22 protein-coding genes and 1 tRNA gene are annotated in these 22,091 nt (G+C 32.7%); 11 read left to right on the top strand and 12 right to left on the bottom strand.

The window, feature by feature from the left end:
• Positions 1 to 6 precede the first annotated feature (6 nt).
• Genes MPR_RS16360 through ftsZ form a run of 6 tightly spaced genes read left to right on the top strand, consistent with a single transcriptional unit; the run spans position 7 to position 7,975 of the window.
• The gene (locus MPR_RS16360) at positions 7 to 1,245 is read left to right on the top strand and encodes an FtsW/RodA/SpoVE family cell cycle protein (protein WP_041894406.1); all 1,239 of its coding nucleotides are present in this window, start codon (positions 7 to 9) and stop codon (positions 1,243 to 1,245) included.
• Positions 1,246 to 1,267: 22 nt separating this feature from the next.
• Positions 1,268 to 2,362 (top strand): undecaprenyldiphospho-muramoylpentapeptide beta-N-acetylglucosaminyltransferase, encoded by a 1,095-nt coding sequence (gene murG, locus MPR_RS16355; RefSeq protein WP_041894404.1) that lies wholly within the window; start codon positions 1,268 to 1,270, stop codon positions 2,360 to 2,362.
• A 2-nt stretch (positions 2,363 to 2,364) separates the two neighbouring features.
• Positions 2,365 to 3,708: a UDP-N-acetylmuramate--L-alanine ligase gene (gene murC, locus MPR_RS16350; RefSeq protein ID WP_041894401.1), complete on the top strand. Its 1,344-nt coding sequence runs from the start codon at positions 2,365 to 2,367 to the stop codon at positions 3,706 to 3,708.
• 18 nt (positions 3,709 to 3,726) lie between these two features.
• Positions 3,727 to 4,464 carry a cell division protein FtsQ/DivIB gene (locus MPR_RS16345; protein ID WP_041894399.1) on the top strand — a complete coding sequence of 246 codons (738 nt, stop codon included), beginning with the start codon at positions 3,727 to 3,729 and terminating at the stop codon, positions 4,462 to 4,464.
• Between the two features lie 9 nt (positions 4,465 to 4,473).
• Positions 4,474 to 5,901 (top strand): cell division protein FtsA, encoded by a 1,428-nt coding sequence (gene ftsA / locus MPR_RS16340; protein ID WP_041894396.1) that lies wholly within the window; start codon positions 4,474 to 4,476, stop codon positions 5,899 to 5,901.
• A gap of 13 nt (positions 5,902 to 5,914) precedes the next feature.
• Positions 5,915 to 7,975 carry a cell division protein FtsZ gene (gene ftsZ, locus MPR_RS16335; protein WP_041895608.1) on the top strand — a complete coding sequence of 687 codons (2,061 nt, stop codon included), beginning with the start codon at positions 5,915 to 5,917 and terminating at the stop codon, positions 7,973 to 7,975.
• A 66-nt stretch (positions 7,976 to 8,041) separates the two neighbouring features.
• Here ftsZ and MPR_RS16330 read toward each other — a convergent pair whose 3' ends face one another.
• The 7 genes from MPR_RS16330 to MPR_RS16300 form a co-directional block, all read right to left on the bottom strand.
• Positions 8,042 to 10,771 (bottom strand): porin family protein, encoded by a 2,730-nt coding sequence (locus MPR_RS16330; protein ID WP_041894394.1) that lies wholly within the window; start codon positions 10,769 to 10,771, stop codon positions 8,042 to 8,044.
• Positions 10,771 to 11,805 carry a hypothetical protein gene (locus tag MPR_RS16325; protein WP_041894392.1) on the bottom strand — a complete coding sequence of 345 codons (1,035 nt, stop codon included), beginning with the start codon at positions 11,803 to 11,805 and terminating at the stop codon, positions 10,771 to 10,773. Before MPR_RS16325 ends, MPR_RS16330 begins: the two co-directional genes overlap by 1 nt.
• On the bottom strand, positions 11,802 to 12,593 hold the full coding sequence (locus MPR_RS16320; RefSeq protein WP_041894389.1) for a fimbrial biogenesis chaperone: 792 nt from the start codon (positions 12,591 to 12,593) through the stop codon (positions 11,802 to 11,804). The genes MPR_RS16325 and MPR_RS16320 overlap by 4 nt, the downstream gene beginning before the upstream one ends.
• A 20-nt stretch (positions 12,594 to 12,613) precedes the next feature.
• Positions 12,614 to 13,093: a hypothetical protein gene (locus tag MPR_RS16315; RefSeq protein WP_041894386.1), complete on the bottom strand. Its 480-nt coding sequence runs from the start codon at positions 13,091 to 13,093 to the stop codon at positions 12,614 to 12,616.
• Between the two features lie 62 nt (positions 13,094 to 13,155).
• Entirely contained in the window at positions 13,156 to 13,671 is a 516-nt protein-coding gene (locus MPR_RS16310; protein ID WP_006259675.1) for a hypothetical protein, read from the bottom strand.
• A gap of 199 nt (positions 13,672 to 13,870) precedes the next feature.
• Positions 13,871 to 14,425 carry a hypothetical protein gene (locus MPR_RS16305; protein ID WP_006259674.1) on the bottom strand — a complete coding sequence of 185 codons (555 nt, stop codon included), beginning with the start codon at positions 14,423 to 14,425 and terminating at the stop codon, positions 13,871 to 13,873.
• Positions 14,426 to 14,798: 373 nt separating this feature from the next.
• Positions 14,799 to 15,650, bottom strand: coding sequence for a helix-turn-helix domain-containing protein (locus MPR_RS16300; protein WP_041894384.1), 852 nt, complete (start codon positions 15,648 to 15,650; stop codon positions 14,799 to 14,801).
• Positions 15,651 to 15,989: 339 nt separating this feature from the next.
• Here MPR_RS16300 and MPR_RS16295 point away from each other — a divergent pair, with 339 nt between their 5' ends.
• The gene (locus MPR_RS16295; RefSeq protein WP_006264637.1) at positions 15,990 to 16,442 is read left to right on the top strand and encodes a GatB/YqeY domain-containing protein; all 453 of its coding nucleotides are present in this window, start codon (positions 15,990 to 15,992) and stop codon (positions 16,440 to 16,442) included.
• A 10-nt stretch (positions 16,443 to 16,452) separates the two neighbouring features.
• Positions 16,453 to 16,526: transfer RNA gene (locus MPR_RS16290), tRNA-Arg, on the top strand.
• Between the two features lie 581 nt (positions 16,527 to 17,107).
• Here the strand turns inward: MPR_RS16290 and MPR_RS16285 are convergent.
• The 5 genes from MPR_RS16285 to MPR_RS18830 all read right to left on the bottom strand — a co-directional run bounded on the left by MPR_RS16285 (position 17,108) and on the right by MPR_RS18830 (position 19,910).
• The gene (locus tag MPR_RS16285; RefSeq protein ID WP_041894381.1) at positions 17,108 to 17,833 is read right to left on the bottom strand and encodes a hypothetical protein; all 726 of its coding nucleotides are present in this window, start codon (positions 17,831 to 17,833) and stop codon (positions 17,108 to 17,110) included.
• A gap of 84 nt (positions 17,834 to 17,917) precedes the next feature.
• Positions 17,918 to 18,532, bottom strand: coding sequence for a hypothetical protein (locus tag MPR_RS16280; protein WP_041894378.1), 615 nt, complete (start codon positions 18,530 to 18,532; stop codon positions 17,918 to 17,920).
• A gap of 92 nt (positions 18,533 to 18,624) precedes the next feature.
• Entirely contained in the window at positions 18,625 to 19,269 is a 645-nt protein-coding gene (locus MPR_RS16275) for a hypothetical protein (protein ID WP_139177116.1), read from the bottom strand.
• 95 nt (positions 19,270 to 19,364) lie between these two features.
• Positions 19,365 to 19,631, bottom strand: coding sequence for a hypothetical protein (locus MPR_RS16270; protein WP_041894373.1), 267 nt, complete (start codon positions 19,629 to 19,631; stop codon positions 19,365 to 19,367).
• 135 nt (positions 19,632 to 19,766) lie between these two features.
• Complete coding sequence (locus MPR_RS18830) at positions 19,767 to 19,910, bottom strand: hypothetical protein (RefSeq protein WP_175469359.1); 144 nt, start codon at positions 19,908 to 19,910, stop codon at positions 19,767 to 19,769.
• A gap of 557 nt (positions 19,911 to 20,467) precedes the next feature.
• On the opposite strand from MPR_RS18830, the gene MPR_RS16265 reads away from it, so the two are divergent.
• The 3 genes from MPR_RS16265 to rpsO all read left to right on the top strand — a co-directional run bounded on the left by MPR_RS16265 (position 20,468) and on the right by rpsO (position 22,041).
• Positions 20,468 to 20,890 (top strand): CBS domain-containing protein, encoded by a 423-nt coding sequence (locus MPR_RS16265; RefSeq protein WP_006262186.1) that lies wholly within the window; start codon positions 20,468 to 20,470, stop codon positions 20,888 to 20,890.
• Positions 20,891 to 21,100: 210 nt separating this feature from the next.
• Entirely contained in the window at positions 21,101 to 21,565 is a 465-nt protein-coding gene (locus tag MPR_RS16260; RefSeq protein ID WP_041894370.1) for a GAF domain-containing protein, read from the top strand.
• Between the two features lie 206 nt (positions 21,566 to 21,771).
• Entirely contained in the window at positions 21,772 to 22,041 is a 270-nt protein-coding gene (rpsO, locus tag MPR_RS16255) for a 30S ribosomal protein S15 (RefSeq protein ID WP_006259669.1), read from the top strand.
• Positions 22,042 to 22,091 lie beyond the last annotated feature (50 nt).

Raw genomic sequence — 22,091 nt, 5'->3', positions numbered from 1 at the left:
TAGAAAATGAAAAAGTTAGTTGCTAATTTATATGGGGATAAACATATATGGACAGTAATATTTTTACTGGCCTTGTTTTCGTTTGTACCTGTATATAGTGCGAGTACTAACTTAGTTTATACGATTGGTACAGGGAAGTCTACATTCTCTTATTTGTTTAAGCATTTTGCTCACTTATCTATTGGTTTTGTGTTATTGTATTTAGCACATAAACTAGAGTATAGGTATTTTAGGCAATTGTCCATTCTTATGATGCCAGTAGCCATTGTGTTACTGTTCTTTACTTTGATTCAAGGTAAGACTATAGGTGGAGCAAATGCAAGTAGATGGTTAGACTTAGGCGTTATTCAGATACAACCATCTGCGATAGCAGCTGTAGTTGTACTTGGATATGTAGCGCAGTACCTGGTCAGTATTCAAGATAAGAAAGTTGAGTTTTGGCCTTCAGTATTAGAGTTATGGTTGCCGGTTATGGTTGTAGTTGGATTAATCTTTCCAGCTAACTTTTCGACAGCAGCTTTGATCTTCTTGATGGTTGGTATATTGGTATTTGTAGGGAAGTATCCTTTTAAATATCTAGCAGCTATTTTTGGAGCAGGAATGTTGTTTGTAACCTTGTTTGTTTTGGCTGCAAAAGCTTTACCTGAAGGAACGATGCCTAACCGTGTAGATACATGGATAAGCCGTATAGATAGATTCGCTAATGCAGATGAAGGAGGAAAAGATCTTTACCAAGTTGATAATGCTAAGATAGCTATAGCATCAGGTGGACTAATGGGAAAAGGCCCAGGGAAAAGTGTTCAGAAGAACTTTTTACCACAGTCTTCATCGGATTTTATTTATGCTATTATAGTGGAAGAGTATGGAATGGTAGGAGGACTATCAGTATTGTTTCTTTATCTGTATTTGTTCTTTAGGTTTTTGATTGCAGCACATAAGGCTCCGACTTTATTTGGGAAGTTGTTGGTTACTGGGTTAGGGTTTTATTTTATATTCCAAGCCTTGATCAATATGGGAGTAGCTGTGTCATTACTGCCTACAACAGGACAGACATTACCTCTGATTAGTAGTGGAGGAACATCGATCTGGATGACTTGTATTTCGTTAGGAGTGATTCTAAGTGTTACCAAAAAAGAACAGGAGATACAGAAGCAGGAAATGGAAAGAATGGAAGAGGAAGAGCGTATGCAAGAAGAGCTGGGTAAACAAGAAGAGTTTAGACAAAATCAAGAATTAGTAAAATAGAGTTTAGGAAATAATATTATAAATGAAACGCGCACCGAGAGTCATATTAAGTGGAGGAGGAACAGGAGGACATATCTATCCTGCGATAGCTATTGCCAATGAGATTAAAGCAAGATATGCTGATGCTGAAATCTTGTTCGTAGGAGCTGAGAATAAAATGGAGATGCAGAAGGTGCCACAGGCAGGTTATAAGATAGAGGGATTATGGATATCTGGTATTCAGAGAAAACTGACTGTAGATAATCTTGCGTTTCCGTTTAAACTGATCAGTAGTTTATGGAAGTCTGGTAAAATAATTAAAAAGTTTAAACCAGATGTAGTAATTGGGACTGGTGGTTTTGCTAGTGGAGCTGTAGTGAAAGTTGCTGCTGGTAAGAATATACCTACATTAATTCAAGAGCAGAATTCTTTTCCAGGTATAACGAATAAGTTATTAGGAAAGAAAGCAAATAAGATATGTGTGGCATATGATCATTTGGAAAGGTTTTTTCCTGCGTCAAAGATTATAAAGACAGGTAACCCTGTTAGAAATGATTTGTTAGATGTTAGTTCTATGAAGGAAGAGGGTATTCGTTCTTTTGGATTAGATAGTTCTAAAGAAATTCTTTTAGTTTTAGGAGGAAGTCTTGGAGCTAGAAGAATAAATCAATTGATTGAAGAGAATTTAGAAGAAATAAAGAGAAAGAATATACAAGTTATATGGCAATGTGGTAAGTTGTACTATGAGGAGTATAAAAAGTATCAAACAGAAGGAGTATTAGTAACTGCTTTTGTGGAGAAGATGAACTTAGCTTATGCAGCAGCAGATTATGTGATTTCTAGAGCAGGAGCTTCTTCTATTTCTGAATTAGCATTGGTAGGTAAGCCTGTTATATTTATTCCTTCTCCTAATGTAGCTGAAGATCATCAGACTAAAAATGCGATGAGTATCGTAAGCGAGGAAGGAGCTATATTGCTAAAAGAAGCAGAGCTAGCAGAGCAGTTCTTGCCAACATTTACTACGTTAGTAGAAGATAAAGAGTTGCAAAATAAGTTAGGAACTAACTTTAGAAGGTTAGCCTTACCTAATGCAACAAAAAATATAGTAGATCAAGTAGAAGCTATAATGAATATTTAAGTATGGAATTAAGTAAGATAAAGAGCGTATTTTTTATAGGAATAGGAGGCATAGGTATGAGTGCCTTAGCTCGTTATTTTAAATTTATAGGAAAGAATGTTGCAGGGTATGATCGTACTGCAACACAATTAACAGATGAATTAAAAGAAGCTGGGATTGATATCCACTTTGAAGATAATTTAGAGTTAGTAAACGAGGTGTATAAGGATAAGGAAACTACTTTAGTTGTAGTCACTCCTGCGATACCTAGTACACATACAGAATGGAATTATTTTATCGATAATGGTTTTGATATTCGTAAGCGTTCTGAAGTATTAGGTTTGATAACTAAGGATACCTATTGTTTTGCAGTAGCAGGAACACATGGTAAGACTACTACAACAAGTATTCTAGGGCATCTATTATTTCAAGCAGGTGTTGATGTAACAGCATTTGTCGGAGGTGTGGTTGAGAATTATCAGACTAACCTAATAGGAAGTGGGAAGACAGTAACAGTAGTAGAGGCAGATGAATTTGATCGTTCTTTTTTAAGATTGTATCCTGATACAACTTGTATCACTTCTACTGAGGCGGATCACTTAGATATATTTGGTACTGCAGAAGAAATGTTAGTAGCGTTCCAAGACTTTGCGAATAAGATTGAGGATAAGACTAAATTCTTTAAAACAGAACAAGTAGACTTAAATGGTATTAAAGTTGGTTTTGGAGAGGACTGTACCTATAGAATAGAGAACATATCTATTGATAATGGATGGTATGTTTTTGATATAATAACTCCTAATGAAAGAATTGAAGGTGTTCGCTTTGGATTACCAGGTAGACATAACCTATCTAATGCATTAGTAGCCTTCGCTATGGCTTATAATTATGGCATAGATGCAAAGGTATTAGTGGATGGTTTAGGAAGCTTTAAAGGCGTTAGAAGGAGGTTCTCTTATAAGATTAGAAGAGATGATCTTATTTATATAGATGATTATGCTCATCACCCAACAGAAATACGGGCAGTAAGTCAGGCGGTACATGAGTTGTATAGTAATAAGAAGATAGTAGCTGTGTTCCAGCCTCATTTATATAGCCGTACAAGAGACTTTATGAGTGAGTTTGCTACAGCATTATCTACTTTTGACCATGTAGTGTTATTAGATATTTACCCAGCAAGAGAGTTACCTATAGAAGGAGTTACATCAGGAGCATTGTTAGATCAAATGACATCAGCGGATAAAGTGGTCTTGCAAAAAGAGGAATTATTACCTTATTTAAAGGCTTCCAAGGCTGAATTAGTTCTGACTATTGGAGCAGGTGATTTGGGTGAAATGGTAGAAGATATCAAGAAAGGATTAGAATAATATAGAAAGTTTTAGTACGTGAAAAAGTTGTTTAAGAAAATAAAGTGGTCAGATGTTCGCATATTGCTATTATGTGGACTGTTACTGTTTTTATATTCTTTTACTAATAAACGTAGTAATGATCGTGAAGTTAAGGATATCGATGTAGTTTTTAAGGAAAGTGAAGAACACTTTGTAACCAGTAGTGAAATTCGCAATTTGCTTAAAAATAAATTTCCAAAAATTTCCGAGATTAATAGAAGTGTTTTAGATTTGAATAATCTAGAGAAAAACGTACTAAAAAATGAATTAATCAGAAATGCGGACGTTTATTTGACGATAGATAATAGAGTAATCGTTGATATTTGGCAAAAAAAAGCAATCGGAAGGGTGATAGATGGGGATAATAATTATTATCTTGATGAGTTAGGAAAAAAGATGCCATTGTCTAGTAATTTTTCTGATAGAGTTCCCATGGTGCAGGGAAAAGTGAGCAAGAGTAATGAAAGAGAAATTAAGGAAATACTTGAATTAATCAACAAGGATGAATTCTTAAGAGAAGATATCACGGGGATAGTTATAGAACCAAAGGGAACTTTAATGTTGATTAGTCGTACAAACCGTTTTGACATTTTGTTTGGAGGGTTTGATGAAATGGAAATAAAGTTACAAAACTATAAAGCCTTTGTACAGTATTTGATAAGAGGGAATGTTGAACAAGAGAAATACAAGTATATAAACCTTAAGTTTACCCAACAAGTGGTATGCACGAAATAGAAAAAGAGTATGGAAAAAGAAAATATAGCTGTAGGTTTAGACATTGGGACAACTAAGATTGTCGCAATGATTGGAAAGAAAAACGAATACGGTAAACTAGAAATTTTAGGATTAGGTAAAGCTAAAAGTCTAGGTGTTAAACGAGGTGTTGTTAACAATATCACGCAGACCATTCAATCTATTCAAAACGCTGTTACTGATGCTGAGTCAGCAGCAGGGTATAAGATTAAGAATGTGGTAGTAGGTATCGCTGGACAGCATATACGTAGTATTCAACATAGTGATTATATAAGTAGAGATAATCCTGATGAAGTAATAGGAGATAAGGACATTGAGCAATTAATTACTCAAGTTCAGAAGTTGAGTATGCTTCCAGGTGAAGAAATTATACATGTACTTCCACAAGAGTTCAAAATAGATGGGGAGCCTGGTATTAAGGAGCCTATTGGAATGTATGGAAGTCGTTTGGAAGCTGTATTCCATGTAGTAGTAGGTCAAGCTGCATTAATAAAGAATGCGGGGAGATGTATTAAGGATGCAGGTTTAGAGCTTTCAGGTATTACGTTAGAGCCTTTAGCATCAGCTGAAGCAGTTCTAAGTCAAGAAGAAAAAGAAGCAGGAGTAGCACTTATCGATATCGGAGGTGGTACAACAGACTTAGCTATCTTTAAAGACGGGATTATTCGTCATACTGCTGTAGTACCTTTCGGAGGAAATGTTATTACAGAAGATATTAAAGAAGGATGTTCTATTATAGAACGTCAAGCTGAGATTCTAAAAGTAAAGTTTGGGTCTGCTTGGCCAGGTGAAAATAAAGATAATGAGATTGTTTCTATTCCAGGATTAAGAGGAAAAGAGCCAAAGGAAATATCTTTAAAAAACTTGTCTAAGATTATTCATGCTCGAGTAGAAGAGATTATTCAATTAGTATTCTCTGAGATTAAGAGCTATGGATATGAAAGCCCACAGAAGAAATTGATTGCAGGGATTGTTTTAACAGGAGGAGGTTCTGAATTAAAACACATTAAGCAATTAGTAGAATATATCACTGGTATAGATACTCGTATAGGATATCCTAATGAGCACTTAGCTGGAGACTCTAGTTTAGAGATTTCTAGTCCATTATATGCTACTGCGGTAGGGTTAGTAATGGAAAGTGAAAGACATCATATAAAAGGAGCTGTTTCGATGGCAGAGACTGCTGTTGAGAACAAAGTTCCAGAAGTGGAGGCGCCTGTTGTTAATCGCGCAGAGCCTGTGGTACAACAACCAGTTGTGTCACAAGATCCAATAGAAACAGTAAGTCAAGAAAGACCTAAAGTTTCTGAAGAACCAAAAGAGACTGAATTTAGATCGCCAACGGCAGAAAAATTTGAATCAAATTTCTTTGGTACTTTTTTTAGAAAAATAAAAGATTTTATTGAAAAGCAAGAATAAAAAGGCTACGTATATGGAGAATACAGATTTTGGAGGAATAAAGTTTGATTTACCGAAAAACCAATCAAACGTTATCAAAGTAATAGGTGTAGGAGGCGGTGGAAGTAATGCTATTAATCACATGTTCCAACAAGGAATTAAAGGTGTAGATTTTATAGTGTGTAATACTGACTCTCAAGCATTAGAAAATAGTCCAGTTCCAACTAAAATTCAGTTAGGGGTTAACCTTACTGAAGGGTTAGGAGCAGGAGCTAATCCAGAAGTGGGCCAACAGTCTGCTTTAGAAAGTATAGAAGAGATAGAGAAGATGCTAGATACCAACACTAAGATGGTATTTATCACTGCTGGTATGGGTGGTGGTACTGGTACAGGTGCTGCTCCGGTTATCGCTCAGTTATCTAAAGAACGTGATATCCTTACAGTAGGTATTGTTACTATTCCTTTCCAATTCGAAGGTAAGGTGAGACAAGACCAAGCTTTAAAAGGGGTTGAACGTCTACGTAAACAAGTTGACTCTTTAGTTGTTATCAATAATAATAAGTTACGAGAGGTATATGGTAATTTAGGTTTCAAAGCTGGTTTCTCCAAAGCCGATGAAGTCTTATCTACTGCAGCTCGTGGTATCGCAGAAGTTATTACGCATCACTATACTCAGAATATTGACTTAAAAGATGCTAAGACTGTATTATCTGATAGTGGTACTGCTATAATGGGATCTGCTACAGCTTCTGGTGAAACTAGAGCTAAAGATGCTATCGTAGATGCATTAGATTCTCCTCTATTAAATGATAATAAGATTAGCGGTGCTAAGAATGTATTGTTATTAATTGTGTCTGGTGCAAATGAGATTACAATTGATGAGATAGGTGAAATCAACGACCACATCCAGACAGAAGCTGGACATAATGCTAACATCATTATGGGGGTTGGTGAAGATGAGTCTTTAGGAGACGCTATCTCTGTAACAATTATTGCTACAGGTTTCAATATCGAACAACAAAAAAGTATTGTTACAACAGGTGAGCCTAATAAGATTATTCACGTATTAGAAGGTGATCAGAAGTTAGAGCATAATTTAATGCAAGCTTCATCTGTAGAGTCTTTCGGTTATTCTTCTCCAGATGAGCCATTATCTAAGGTTACTACTATTATTTCTTCTCCAGAAGAAGCAGTAGAAGAAACAGAAAAAATTACTATACATCAGTTAGGTGATTTTGAAGATGAAGATCTTGATGAAGGTATCTCTGTAGAGGCAATGAATGAGGAAGACGTTCAAGTAAAACAAGTGACAGCCGAAGCTACTGAGAAAGCAAGTGACGCTAATGGATTAGATGTTTTTTTTGAAATCGTAACGCCTTCTGAGGAAGTAAAAAAAAATACTAGTATTTCAGAAGAGCAAAATTTAGCAAAAACAAAAGATATAAGAGATATAAATGTTGTTGATCCTGAGTTTGTTATTGTAAATGTAGCAAAAAGACCAGAAACACAAGTGTCTCAACAACCACAAGCAAATGCTCCTGTTGTGTATCATTTAGAGGATGATGTGGTAGAAGCAAAAAGCAATATTGCTTATGGTAATGAAGCTAAATCAGTTCAAAATATGGCTGCTCCTAAAGAAGAAATTATCATGTTCTCTTTAGAAGATTATACAGATAAAGAAAGTGAGTTAGCATCAGCAAAACCGATTAATAAACATCAAGATGCAATAGAAGATGAATTTAGATTTTCTATTAAATCAGAGGAACCAACTCCAGCTGTAGTAGAAGCATCTAATGCAGTAGTAGAAGAGGAACTAGATGAAGTAAACCCTATAGAAATGAGTATCGAGGAGTTTACACTTAAGAGTCGTGCTGCTGAACGCAGAAAAAAGATGAAAGAGTTTAACTACAAGTTTAATAATACGAACAGTCAGTTAACAGAGTTAGAGCGTGAGCCAGCTTATAAAAGAAGTGGAGTAGACTTACACGAGTCAGACGAGACAACTAATAAGTCACGTATTACTTTCGGATTAGATAGTAATAACGATGGGCAGTTAAGATCTAACAACTCATATTTACACGATAATGTAGATTAATTATAAGTATATTATTTAAAAGGACTATCGAAAGATAGTCCTTTTATTTTTTGCCTTATTTTGATGCTAGAACTGGATAGAGTTAAACTTTTTAGTTTGTACTTCTTTATCCTTGATTTTAATAGTGAAATTATTTATCTGCGGTTGATTAATATGCGTGCTTACTTTGATAGCATTTTTTATAACATCTACATAAGCACTATTCTCTGGGTATAGTGTTAGTATATAGTCGCCCTTAGGGATGTATAGAATGTAGTTACCACTATCTGACGTATAGGTAGTGTAGCTTTCTCCAGTATGACTTTGAGCTACGATACGTTGTCCAGAGAGATTCCTATTGATAAGATGTGAGTTCTCAGAGAATTCATAATTAATACTACCAGATAACGTAGTTGTCTGTCTTAAGTGAATGCTATGTGTGGTATCTGATTTTAATACAATCTTATCTGTATTAGCAAACCATTCCTGATCATTTTTGACTTGTATGGTATAGCTATCAAGAGGTAACTTTTTATATTCTATTGCTCCTTCTTTATTCGTGATAAATGATTTATTGTTGATATAGACTATTCTATTAGATGCTGGATAATTATTATTTGCTTCATCTTGGTAGTAAACGATTATCTTTAGAGTATACGCTTTCTCATAAGGCTTATAAGGCATTAATTGTTTGACTACCCCTATTTGTACATAATTTGTTTTATTGTTCTTAGAAAAGCCTCCATAGTTGTTATAACTACTAACATAGATATCAAAGTCCTTTGTCAACTTATATTCTAAGCGACTGTTTAATTGCCATAAGTCATCTGTTGTCGATGTCTTCGTATAATAAGCGTTAAGTACCACTCCTACATGATTATTGAAAAAACGTTGTCTATAGTTTCCCATAATCATTAGATTAGTATAGGTACTTGTATCTATAAAACCTAAGTAACTCGAGTTGATGACTTCACTTAGATTGCTATAATTGTACTGATAACTTACGCCAAAATCAACACTTTTATAGTTGACTCCGGCATTTAAGCGGTAGTGTAGTTTATCAGTTAGACTTACTTTAGAGAGATAGTTCCCTAAGTCAAGTGATACATTATATCCTAAGCCATTAGTGAAACTATTGTGATTGAATGAAGTACTTAATCTCAATGCATCTAAGTCATCCATTAATTGAGTTTTGTAATTGAATCGTTGTTCATTTACATAACGTGGACTAAGCAGAAGCATATTGGTCTGCATTCTATAGGAATAGTTTAGTCCTATGGTATTAGATTGTTGTTTTGAGTTATTATAGTCTGTATAACTGTATTTAGGAGCATAGTGGACAAAACTTTGTGTCAAGCCAAAACTATGCTTATCAAAGTTTCTTCTGATACTACTAGACACCTGAGAAGCACCTTGTCTAATACCTGCATAATAAGGGCTACTGTAGAAGCTATTAGTTTGGAATTGATACTTATCCCACCTTGCATAAGCATTTATCCCTATAAAGGCTCCTAATTGATTATTCTCCTTGCTATCTATATTAGAGACACCTTCCATCATTTCTAAATTAAATGTAGGCGTATTCCATAGGCTAAATGTATTATACCACAGTGTCTTTTTCTCATCATAACGATGGTTTAGGTCATAGTACAGCTGTGATTGTCTCCATTTATGTTTAAGTGAAGTAAACCCAATCCATGTATTGTAGCCAATAGAGCGATCACTTGCATCTGTGATTAAATAGGTTTTATCTAAGTATCCACCTTGTATAGAGATGGAGTCTTTTATATTAATATTAGTTTGTATTCCTCGTCCTTGTAATGAGAATTCCCCTGTTTGGTAAATATTACCAGCTAGGACCTGTACTTTTTCGGTCTTGATGTCAGCTAGGAAGTGACGTAGATTATATTTGTTCTCCTTGTCCCAATAGATTAGATCTCCAGTTAGTCCTACTTTAGTCTTTTCGCTTAAGTGAACTTCTGTAGAACCTATCAGCTGAAATGAGTTCATTACATTATTACCACTAACACGGTTGAGTTCTATCGTGTTTCTCTGGTAATAAGGATCTGTATTCGAATTATCTATTTTATATCGTCGTTTAGATTTTAAAGAACTGACACTATAGTTAGTACGTGATATAAAATCTCCATTTTCATATAGTAGTGTAGCAGTGATATCAAAATCCTCTAGTTTAACAGCTTCTTTCGAGATGATTTGGTTGATAGTAATAAGTGTATCTCGCTGTGGAGCTAATGTGATATGAGAAGTATGAGTACGTTGTTTATTGACCTGATTGGGAAAGGTTATGATATAATGAAGCTTTTCTGATGTATTACCTCTATTTTGAATTAAAGCTTTTAAGTGAATAGTATCTCCTATTTTTTGGAACTGTAAATGATTGTTCTGATTTTGAAGTAAGATACGTCTGTTCCTTTGTATTAAAATCTTTTGTTCAGCTACTTGTATGATTTGATTTAAATTGTTGCTTAGACTAGCTCTTATGAACAAATCTATCTCACTACTAGCAGACTGGTCTATATTCGCTATGATAGGGACATAGACTCTCTGTCCAGGATGGATCTGAATGAATTTATTAGCGTTACTAGATATACGTAAGTTAGTAGAATTACCTTCTATCTTTATATTCCCAGACCATTGTGTATTACTGACATTAGATACTTCTATGGCTGATGAGATATTACCATATTCATCCGCAGGAGTTTCTATATCCGTAAACTTTAAGTGTATAGGTGTTTGTTGTGCGTTAGAAAGAAAAAACAAACAGATAAACAGTAATGTATAAAGCTGTTTAAGCATTAATTAGGGACAATTACAAAGTATAAATAAGTTTCGTATCTACCACTGGCTTGTTGTAATTCCTTCTGATTAGGAGGAATACTCAGTTCAAGGTTATAAGACATCGATTGACTCCATCTAGAGAAGGAGGCAAGAGGCTGTTCATTAGCAGATAGTGATAATGGACCGAATACCTTTACATCTCTAGCATCTGAAGGACTACCTCCTTCAATGTTATTTAAAGTCGCCTTTAGTTTTAGTATAGAAACAGGTAAGCTATTAGTCATCGTATTATTATACATCATATTGTCTGCCGTCTTTACGAGTACTTGATGACCTTGATAGCTCTTGATGTAAAGAGCATTGTTAATCGTGATTGTCTTTCCTTTTACAATATCATCTGGTGAATCAAAGTTAAAGACAAATTCACTAGCACCATTTCGCAACTCTGCTATTTGATCACCATGATTTCCTACATAGTTAATCTGAAATCTTGCATTACCAGTACCAGATGTTTTACGCAGAAGTAATTGATCTCTACCTGACGAAGTATCATATAAAGAGAACTCGTATGTACTCATATAAGTATTGTTAGGGATAGTCAGTAAATGTACCCCTCCTCGAATAGTCAAGTCAAAGTTTAAGGTATAGTAGTTACCTTCTGGTAGAGGTGTTGTGCTCTCTATGATCGTATTTTCTTGATATTTGCTTAGAGGTAAATCTCTTCCCACGACACTGAAGGCAAGTTGATTAAAATTACCCCCTTGTTTATTCGTACTTAATGTTGACATCTCAGCAGGTACCATATAGTTACCTGCATAGTAATCATCGAGTAGTCTTACTGTTAACTTCCATTTGGTAGGAGAAGGCGTTCCGTAGAATCTGCGAAACTGTACAGAGATCTGTTTATCTTCTGTCTTCCCTACTTTTAGATCATTATATGAATTTAATACAGACTGTCCGCCTCCATAAATATTTAAGTCATACTGTGCTAATACCGTATTGCTCAGTAGTAATAAAAATAGGCTGATGTATATATTTAACTTTAGGTTCATAGCGTGAAGTCTAGTTCTGCCACTTTTACAATATTATCCTTGCCATAAGTTAGTTGGATAATAAAGGTATAAGTGCCTGATTTTAGTTGATTCGGTAGTGGTATAATATGTTTTCTTACGTCAGTAGGTAGACTGTAAAAATCTAGTGTATTTAATGTTGTTTTCTCTCCTGTTTGTTGATTGAAGATACTCGCTGTCATCTTTCCGTCACTCCATAGTTTCCCATCGTTCTGAAAGTTAACTTCTATCGCTTTTTCCCCCTCAGCAGTCTTGGCAGGTTTGATATCTACTATTTCTACAGACTCTGTATTATTTTGATTTGCATGATATACTTTTAGTCCCATACGCACTGTCACTTTGATAGCAGCACCATTTTCATCCACTGCATTCCCAGGGTTTAACTGAGTGAAGAACACCATCGCTGTATGTACAGGTATATTAGTAGGTAGGTCTTGAGGAACATTAAGTATAATCTCTACTTCTTTTACTTCATTTGGTTCAATTACAAAATAAGAATTAGGTAATACTTGAATCCATTGAGAAGCCGAAGTTTCTAATGTATTTGCTTCTACTACGTTATTACTACCTTTCTCATCATAATTCCAATCTCCGATAGAGACTCCCACTTCGACAGCTTTGTCATTTGGATTGGCAATACGAACTTTTTGAGTAGCTATAGTTCCAGCAGCATTTCTAAAGTACATCTTACCAGGAGAGATAGATAGTCCTGCTTGTGCGAATATTGGAAGAGAGCTTAGTAAAAGGAATAGTAGTATTAGTTTTTTCATTATGATGTGGTGCTTTAATTTTAGTGAGGCAGTAGCGTGTATATAATCTCTGTTTTATATGTTCCTGCTTTTTTATTTAATATACTTACAATGTTTTGTTTCGGAATCGTGTAATTGACATCTATTTGTTGACTGTTACTTCTGTTCTCAGATTGTAAGATTATCTGAGGCTTATCAGATAAGTTGATTGTACTTAATCTCAACGGGAAGCTTAATAGGGTAGATGTTGCTACACTTGGCTTGATATGAATGATAGACACAGGCAGTGATGACAATGTTGACTCATATTGAAAATATGGATTTATGGTGCGTACAGACAATTCGTATGGAGTAGAACACTTTATGATCACATGATTTTTCAGAATACCTGTTTCTGCCCCTTGAGTATATACTTCTCCTCTATTTAAGTTTAAATCTACAGTAGAATGTGAGATAACCAAGGATTGTTGTTCCTTAAAGTTTAATACTATCCTAGCCCTTGTAGATCCTATCTGAGCCATAGCGATGCTGGTGACACAGAAGAGGAGCGTGATGAATAATGATTTTTTAAACACGTGTACTATTACAATGATAAGATAGTGTAAGTAATTACAGTACTATAAGTACCTACTGGTTTATTTAATAATTCTTCGGATGCATCCATTTTATAAGATACATTGAATGTTCTTTTCACATCACCTAGATTAGAACTAATCATATTGTGTTCTTTCATAGATAGTGATACAGGTATCATGGTTATATTTTCTCTAAAATCACCGATAGTCCCTAATGTAGGGTTTAGACTAATGTTTTCTAAACTTATTTGTTCATTATTACTAGTCAGCGGAGAGCTAGCAGCCACCCTTACTTCATAAGTACCACTGCTCATTACTTCTATATGATCTGCTTGGTCGCTGATCTTTCCTTTAGTATAATCTTCTACTGTTTCGAAAGACAGATTGATATTAGATTGTTGATCATTAATCTTTATAGACTGTATTGGTTTTAGAGTCACGATAAGGTTAGTTTGCGCAGTATTCTGAGCATGCATTACCACACTGACTAAGATCAAAAAGAAGGTAAAGAATAATTGTCTCATATCATCTGTTTTAGATATTCTAAATTTAGTAAAAAAAAGCGTACAAAGTCAATAATCGTCAATGTTTTTAGCTGTTTTGGGTAACAAATAATTGGAATAGAAGCAGAGGGTATTAATTCGCTTTTTAGTCCAAAAAAAAAATCTACTGAAGTGAATGATATCACTACAGTAGATTTATATTGTATAAGGCTATATCTTATTATAGAGCATATAAGTTATAAGTAACTGTAGTGCTGTATGTACCTGCTTTTTTGTCTGTATAAGCAGAAGTTTGGCTTGCTGGTATAGCGTATTCGATAGCATATCCCATCTTAGCACTTCCTGCAGATGTAGTGATTAAAGAGCTGCTCTCTGTAGTAGCTAATGGAGTGATGTTATGAGTAGCATTAAAGTTAGCTGGTGCAGCACCTTCTGCTAAGTTATTGTTACCTTTTACTCTTACTTCTACTGTGTTTACAGGGATGCTAACTCCATCATTCGTTAAATCACTGCTAGCGATCACTTTTACTTCATATTTTTGAGTAGCTGTTACTTCTAAGTGGTTTTGTAATTCACCTGAAGTACTACCTTTTTGAAACTGTTCTACAGTGTTCATTTGGATATTTACATTAGGATTCTTAACAGTCAATTCATAAACGTCTGATAAGTTAACGTTTAAGTTTGTGCTTCCTGTACTTTTTTTGTCTTGTGCGAAAGTTGAAGTACTTGCGAAAGCTAAAACTGCTACTAATACTAATTTAAATGTTGTTTTCATTTGCTTATTTCTTTTTAATTGTGGGAATACTTGATTTGTTATTTTGTTTGGCAAAAGTATAGCAGCTTTGATTCTCAAATAGTGTCATTTATCTTTAAAGAATTGTCATTTATCACATAATGTGATAAAATATTCTTAATAAAAGCCTTGATTTTAAAGAATTGTGAATTTGTTTTATGTAGCCTAAGATGTGTTTATGTGTGTTATTGATATTTTAAATAGTGGTAGATTATTGTTATTTAGGTTTTTAAGTTTAAATGGTATCAAAATCTTTTTTTATTAGCACTATTTGGTCGGAGAGAGAATAGACTGTGATGGATATAAAAAATCCCCTTGTAAATGATGATTACAAGGGGAGATAGGATAAACGATATTATAATAGTTCTCTATATTCTTTAGGGCTTAATCCTGTAGCTTTTATAAAGAAACGGATGAAGTTACTTACATCTTCAAAGTTTAGCTCAAAAGCAACTTCTTTAATGGTCATTGGAGTATGCTTTAATAATAGCTTTATTTCGTTGACCACTGCACTTGCTATAATTTTTTTAGGTGTAGTCCCAAATACTTCTTTACACACTTCAGTTAACTTAGCAATAGAGATATTCATCTGTTCTGCATAGAAATGAACGTTTCTTTCTTTTCTAATGTTGTGTTTAATCAATTCATTAAATTTGACAGTATGTTGTATTTGTAGTGGAGTAAGTTTCTCTTTATTAAAGCTGACAAACTTCTCTATATGTCCTGCCATAATGTAGAGAAGAACTCGCTCTATAATATTATGAGCTAACATATAATGTACTTCACTATATTCTTTTGACTTCAGTTTTAGTAAGGTGGTGAAATAACACTGTACAAAAACTTCATGCTCTGGCTTAAGCGTGATCGAATTAATAGCATTCGTATTATCAAAGAAGAAGCATTTGCTTAGAAAGTGACTGTCAAGTTCTGTTCTACAGTAAAAATTATCTGTAAACTGAACATAGTATAAGGTGTAACTCTCAGAAGCCGTTAAGCGAAATAGCTCGTTCTTTCCTAAGAATAGACAGTCTCCTTCTTTAATTTCTTTTTTGTTCGTAGTGAGGGTGACAGTTACTTTTCCTTTTTGTAACCAGAGTAGTTGGTAGACATCTTTGTGTTGTTCGAACGGCACAGTGTCTTCTGTAAGGTAAGTAGCTCTACCTACCTCTATACCATAGGTAGATTTTAGTTCGATAGAAGTTAGCATATTTTGTAAGGTAGTAATAGGTGTTTATAATGTTTTATTGCTTGTTTACGTTATATCGCTTCTTATGTTTGTTAGTTTTGGTTTGATGCTTTAGTTGACCGTCTCTATCTTGAGTTCAGACGAGTTTTGACAAATATCAAATTTTATAATGATTATGAAGATTTTTAAAAGTTAATTTTTAAAACTTTTTATTCTGATTCCCAACAGAAAAGAGGTACATTATTCGGATAAATATGTTGATTATTGTATAATATAAAGAATTTAGTGAACTTATAACTATATGATTTTGTTAGTTACAAGGGCTTTTTTATATATTTGCAAAAAATAAAAATATTTGATATGAGTTTACAATCAAAGATTATGGATGCTATAAAAACTGCAATGAAAGCGAAGGATACAGTAGCTTTAGAAGCATTAAGAGCAGTAAAGTCAGAGTTATTATTAGCTCAAACTCAATCAGGAGCACAAGCTGATCTTACTGAGGAAGAAGAAATTAAAATCCTTCAAAAATTAGTGAAGCAGAGAAAAGATAGTGCTAATATTTTTTCAGAGCAAGGTAGAAATGATTTAGCTGAGCCAGAAATAGCACAAGCTGCAATCATAGAACAATTCTTGCCAGAGCAATTATCAGAAGAAGAAGTTCAAAAAATAATAGGTGAGATAATTACGAATGGTGGTTTCAGTGGTATGTCTTCAATGGGACAAGTAATGGGAATCGCTACTAAAGAATTGGCTGGTAAAGCTGATGGTAAGACCATCTCATCTGCAGTAAAATCTCTATTGTCTAAATAGTAGATTTAATGTCCGTGTAGTTCAACTGGATAGAATATCAGATTTCGGCTCTGAGGGTTGGGGGTTCGAACCCTCCCGCGGACGCAAGTAGATAAAAAAACTCACAAAGCATTTTTTCAATGTTCTTGTGAGTTTTTTATTATCAAGGAGTTAGTGTTTCCTTTTTGAAAAAAAATCATACAAAAACTTCAAAAAAACCATATTGTATTTCCAAAGATGTCCCACAAAAAAACAGTGGGAAGTTTATCAGTAAATACGAGAAAAAAGTCATAATCAAAAGAGACTATATTTGACTAGGTGATACTAGTGCATGGCATCTACAAGTATTTTTGACAATGCCATTAAATAGATGGGAAAGTATATAAATAAGTACAGGAGATATCTAATTAATCGAAAGAAATTAGTAGAGTTGAATAAGCCATAAGTCGTTTATTGTTTGTTGAAAAGATTATTGAATTTAGCTCAATTAATGCAGTATTATAAAAACTCATCAGTACAGAATGACTCTTTGATTTTTTGAAATTGAACTCAAACGAGAGAGGGGGTGTTCTTGTATAAAAAGCTGTTCTTAAAAACAGTTCGCATCTTTAGATTCTAACCAAAAAATAACCCTTTCCATGATACAAAAATGGAAAGGGTTAGTATGTTTAAAAAGGACAGGTTGTTTAACTTAATTTGTTTATTATTTTCTCTGTAAATTCTATAGCTGTTTTAAGGTCTTCAAAATAGTTTTTTGCTTTTTCTTCTGTCTCAGCAAATAGAGATTGAATATTTGATATAGTTATTTTTTTGACCAATCTTTCTTCTTGTTTAAAAATATTACTATCAGGTTCATGCATTACATGTAAATCTTTTAAATTAGATTGGTTTGTAATTGTAATTTTCTCATATTCATTCATATAATTGTCATATATAAAAGATGGGCTTTCTTGAGATAATCTTTCATAAAAGTTTAGTATACCATATAGAATAGATATTTCGATCTTTTTTTCTTGGAATATTTTAATCAAATCATCTTTATCAAAGAAAGAAAGTAAGCTTGTTTTCATGAAATATACACTACTAAAACTTAATTGTTCACTTTCAATTGTTTCATCTTCATGTTCAAAATTAGTGTCAATGTTAAATTGAAATCTTAATTTCTCTTTATCAATAAACTTACCAAGATCTTGACTACTAATTTGTAAACTGGTTAAATTTGGAATGTACTCATTATGTAATAAACTAATTAAGGAGTCTTTTATAATCAGGAGATGATCCTTTTTTTGTCTTCTTTCTTTTCGGTCTGTAAGCTGTATTGTTGTATAAGCTGCTCCAAAACCTGCAATTAAGGCACCAATAACTCCTATAAATGCTGCTTGTATAGTCGGATCTGTAAGGTTTATATTCATATGTCCAATGTAGAGTAAAAATATTATTAGTAATAAGGAATATTTAAGTAGAAATAAATCTGTTTTGGTAAACATATGAAAAACCTATTTTAAATGTAGTATTATTTCATCAACCATTTCTATAGTCACATTTAGTATATCATAGGAAGAATCTAATTCGAATTTAGTTTTAATTCTTAAATTATTTATTTCAAGTTTTTTTTTATCTAATTGAAATTTTATTTCTGAAGACTTAGTATTCGATACAAGTAAGTTTAATTGACTTATCTTATTATTGTAATTATCTATTATTATATTTTCTTCTTTTTGAAAATTAGCCATAATAGTTTTAGCATTTTGATTTTTTAGATAAAGAAGATTTTTATTGATATTATATAATAAACTAGATTTAATTTTTCTCTTTCCTAAAATAGCTATTACTTTATTTTTATCAAGATAATTTTGAAAATCAATATCTAAAAAATGAATGAAGTTATGAGAAATAATATTTGTAACATTTTTGTCATTAAAATTGGTTGCGGCATCTTTATATACAAATGAAAGGACTTTTAAGGCAGGAGATATATTTACTATGAAAATATCTAATAGGCTTAATCGTACAAGCTCTAGCTCTTTTTCTTCTTTATCTTTGTCATAATAATATTTTAGATATAGTGCTAATACAGCACTTATGAAACCTGTAAGTATAGTATTTATCATAATATTTATAGAAGTTGCAATTCAAATATACCTAAAAAAAATCCTTTTCATTCTTATATTATGGAAAGGATTAGTATGTTTAAAAAGAAAAATTAGAGTTTTGATAAAAAATCGTTATTTATCATTGTAATTAAATCCTCAATTGCAATTTTAGTTTGATTTAGATTCGTTTTAGTCGTAAGTTTAAAAGTATTAATATTTTCGTCATAAATACGATCAATGTTTTCTCTTGACTCTTGAATTATAACGGAATCAACTTTTGTTTCCATTTCAATGGTTTTTTGCATATTATCTCTTCTGTCAGTTTTATTTTGTAATATGCTATTATTGAAATTAGCAACTAAATTCTGTGGTGATCTTTTATAAATAAGATCCATTTTTATTTGTAAAAAAATTAAATACTTTACTTCTATGTTTTTTAATATTAGTGCCTTGGATAAAATATTTTGATCTAATAGATTAGATATTTTTGTTTCTAAAAAAATATTATCTGTAAGCCCAATAGATAATATATCAGCATTTGGAATATCTTTAATGATAATATCACAATCTTTAACCATTTCACCTAAGTTAGGTAAAAGCAATTCAGAAAGAATATCTTTAAAATTAATTAGTGTTAGTTCTATACTGTTCTTTTCATTTCTTTTCTCTTTTAGAGTTGTTAAGTATACAGCTCCAAATGCAGCTATGAGTGAACCTGCAAAACCTATTATTGGGGTTAGTATTCCTTCAATCATATTTATACTGTCTATATAATTATATAATATTAAAATTGATGTCAAAGATAGCGCCGTAAATAATACGGCTTTATCTGTTTTAGTAATATACATTACTATACAGGTAAATCGATTTTACCTTCATTATATAATTCTATGATTTCTATATAATCAGCTAAATTATCTAAGTAAGGAATTGCAAGTTTAATTGCTTGTGGATTGTTAATAAATGGAGTTGGTTTATTGATACTAAGCAAATATTGTATATTATTTCTATATCTCTCAATTCTATCTTTAATCTCTTTTACTGTAAGTTTCTGAGCCTTTATTAATTGCTTTAAAGAATCAATATTATCTTCTTTGTTGTATTCTTTGTTTATCATTTGGATCGATTTTATTATATCAAATGTACGTTAAAACAGCTATAATAAATAACAGATGTACCACATTAACATGCGTGAATGTATTTTTATCTTTTTAGAATACCAGTATTAATGTAAAAAAAGAGGTTATGTTAACTACTTCCATTTACTCGGATTTATCACCATCGTCTGCTTATTGCTAATTGTATAGATAACATTCCATCCGAAAATATTATCGAATGTAGGTCCGACCTTCTCTATCTTGGGAATATATCCCAGATAGCCATGAACTAGAGTCATTATTCATGGTCTTTAGGTATGCTTATATCTGCAGTGTGATAGCTTCTGTATTGTTAAGTACATCTTCCTATTTTGTAAAGTCATTGATTCTATCTGCATAATCTAATACTAAGAATGATATCCGTAGATTTTTTAAAAGCCTGTTTTATACTTTGATTGTGTATCTATTATGCTACTGTCTCTATATTATCGGATATTGATGGGGATGTGATCGGGTAGTGATGGGCTTATTTATAGTACTTTTTAGCCGAGCACATGCCTATCATATGCCGACCACAAGCCGACCACCCCTATTTTAGTAATAAAAAAGACTGTTGAAGAGGGAGAAAATATTCCTTTTTTGTATTGGGGAGAGATTATTCTGTTTGGGTAGATTTCTTTTGTGTGAAGTGATAAGTATTGATAAACGCTAGGGGAGGATGCAGTTGGTGTTGTGTTAGACTGAAAATAAAATTGCCTTTTTTTAAAAAATAAATGAAAAAAGCTGGAATCTGATAAATATCATATTTTTAGATATAGTGTTAGGTTACATTTGTCCTAACAAAATAAGTTATGATATGAGACAGAATGTACCAATTTCTAGTATTATGGCTTCAAAACTTGTCAAGTTAAATCTAACAGATTCATTGACAAATGCTGAAAAGTTATTTAAAGAGAACAAGATTAGACATCTTCCTGTGTTATCTGGAGGAGAGTTAGTAGGGATTCTCAGTTATACTGACTTAGTAAGAATTAGTTTAGCAGAGACGGTAGGAGATAATGATGATATTATCGATACCACTATATATAATATGTTCTCTATAGAACAAGTAATGGTTAAGGACGTTGTGACTATACAAGCAGATTGTAGTATTAAGGATGCAGCCGAAATAATTATCGAAAGAGGATTTAGATCATTGCCTGTTATGGATGGAAATATATTAGTAGGCATGCTTACTAGTACTGATTTGATAAAGTATTTGATAAAGCAATACGAATAAGGAATAAGAAGAATTGCTATAAAAAAGATTATTATATTTTGTAGTTTGTGAGTTTGGCTACGAAATTACATATTGTTGTTTGAAAAAAGCATTAGAGGTGAGTTCTAATGCTTTTTTGCTTTTATACCTATGTGTAAGTTTTTTTGAAATACTTCTATTGATAGAATGAAGTGATTGTTATATTTGTTTTTCTATAAAACCATAATTAAGATGAATAATTTATATCAAGAGCTTTTAGTGGCAACTAAGGCAATATTAGAATCTAATGTATTAGATAGAACAGAGAAGTTAAAGCAAGTATGTGTTCTGTTAAATGAGAAAATAGCGTACTATGATTGGGTTGGGTTCTACTTTGCAGTGCCAGAAGAGAGAGTACTTCATTTAGGGCCTTACAGCGGTCCTGAGACAGACCATACAGTGATTCCTTTTGGTAAGGGTATTTGTGGACAGGTGGCTGTTAGTAATGAGACTTTTTTAGTAGAAGATGTGACTGCTCAAGATAATTATATTGCTTGTAGTATTACTGTTAAGTCTGAGATCGTAGTTCCGTTATTTGTTGATGGAGTTAATATCGGGCAAATAGATATTGATTCTAATACGATTAATGCATTTACAGCTGAGGATCAATCATTTTTAGAATTACTAAATGTAGAAATAGCTAAATTGTTTATTTAGTTCCTATTATAAAGAAGACTTGCGTTATGTTTAGATTATGCTGTTATTAATTGAAGTATTGGTAATCAATGTACTAGCGGGTAGATAAGAACCTAAAAAAAAGTATATTATTTATAGTTGTATTTTGAAAAATAAAATTACCTTTGCAAACGTAAATACGGATACACCGTATTTCATGCATAAAAATCATTAAAAATAATATTGGCATGTATTTATCAAAAGAGAAAAAAGCTGAGATCTTCGCACAACACGGTGGAGCTGCAGCTAACACTGGATCTGCTGAAGGACAAATCGCTTTGTTCACATACAGAATCACGCATTTAACTGAGCACTTGAAAAAAAATCGTAAAGATTATAATACAGAGCGTTCATTAGTTCTTTTAGTAGGTAAAAGAAGAAGACTTCTTGACTACTTAAAGAATACAGAAATTAACAGATATCGTGAGATTATCAAAGTATTGGGTATTAGAAAATAATCAATATAGAGAAGAGGTGCCTTTGTGCGCCTCTTTTTCTTTTTAGCCTT

This window comes from Myroides profundi, from assembly GCF_000833025.1.
Classification (GTDB): domain Bacteria; phylum Bacteroidota; class Bacteroidia; order Flavobacteriales; family Flavobacteriaceae; genus Flavobacterium; species Flavobacterium profundi_A.
The sequence above is the reverse complement of the archived record's forward strand: the minus strand, read 5'-3'. Positions and strand labels throughout refer to the sequence as shown.

Bases quoted from the DNA above. Each gene is read 5' to 3' on its own strand.
- MPR_RS16360 (WP_041894406.1), top strand. From the start codon at position 7: ATGAAAAAGTTAGTTGCTAATTTATATGGGGATAAACATATATGGACA.
- murG (WP_041894404.1), top strand. From the start codon at position 1,268: ATGAAACGCGCACCGAGAGTCATATTAAGTGGAGGAGGAACAGGAGGA.
- murC (WP_041894401.1), top strand. From the start codon at position 2,365: ATGGAATTAAGTAAGATAAAGAGCGTATTTTTTATAGGAATAGGAGGC.
- ftsA (WP_041894396.1), top strand. From the start codon at position 4,474: ATGGAAAAAGAAAATATAGCTGTAGGTTTAGACATTGGGACAACTAAG.
- ftsZ (WP_041895608.1), top strand. From the start codon at position 5,915: ATGGAGAATACAGATTTTGGAGGAATAAAGTTTGATTTACCGAAAAAC.
- MPR_RS16330 (WP_041894394.1), bottom strand. From the start codon at position 10,771: ATGCTTAAACAGCTTTATACATTACTGTTTATCTGTTTGTTTTTTCTT.
- MPR_RS16325 (WP_041894392.1), bottom strand. From the start codon at position 11,805: ATGAACCTAAAGTTAAATATATACATCAGCCTATTTTTATTACTACTG.
- MPR_RS16320 (WP_041894389.1), bottom strand. From the start codon at position 12,593: ATGAAAAAACTAATACTACTATTCCTTTTACTAAGCTCTCTTCCAATA.
- MPR_RS16315 (WP_041894386.1), bottom strand. From the start codon at position 13,093: ATGGCTCAGATAGGATCTACAAGGGCTAGGATAGTATTAAACTTTAAG.
- MPR_RS16310 (WP_006259675.1), bottom strand. From the start codon at position 13,671: ATGAGACAATTATTCTTTACCTTCTTTTTGATCTTAGTCAGTGTGGTA.
- MPR_RS16305 (WP_006259674.1), bottom strand. From the start codon at position 14,425: ATGAAAACAACATTTAAATTAGTATTAGTAGCAGTTTTAGCTTTCGCA.
- MPR_RS16300 (WP_041894384.1), bottom strand. From the start codon at position 15,650: ATGCTAACTTCTATCGAACTAAAATCTACCTATGGTATAGAGGTAGGT.
- MPR_RS16295 (WP_006264637.1), top strand. From the start codon at position 15,990: ATGAGTTTACAATCAAAGATTATGGATGCTATAAAAACTGCAATGAAA.
- MPR_RS16285 (WP_041894381.1), bottom strand. From the start codon at position 17,833: ATGAATATAAACCTTACAGATCCGACTATACAAGCAGCATTTATAGGA.
- MPR_RS16280 (WP_041894378.1), bottom strand. From the start codon at position 18,532: ATGATAAATACTATACTTACAGGTTTCATAAGTGCTGTATTAGCACTA.
- MPR_RS16275 (WP_139177116.1), bottom strand. From the start codon at position 19,269: ATGATTGAAGGAATACTAACCCCAATAATAGGTTTTGCAGGTTCACTC.
- MPR_RS16270 (WP_041894373.1), bottom strand. From the start codon at position 19,631: ATGATAAACAAAGAATACAACAAAGAAGATAATATTGATTCTTTAAAG.
- MPR_RS18830 (WP_175469359.1), bottom strand. From the start codon at position 19,910: ATGACTCTAGTTCATGGCTATCTGGGATATATTCCCAAGATAGAGAAG.
- MPR_RS16265 (WP_006262186.1), top strand. From the start codon at position 20,468: ATGAGACAGAATGTACCAATTTCTAGTATTATGGCTTCAAAACTTGTC.
- MPR_RS16260 (WP_041894370.1), top strand. From the start codon at position 21,101: ATGAATAATTTATATCAAGAGCTTTTAGTGGCAACTAAGGCAATATTA.
- rpsO (WP_006259669.1), top strand. From the start codon at position 21,772: ATGTATTTATCAAAAGAGAAAAAAGCTGAGATCTTCGCACAACACGGT.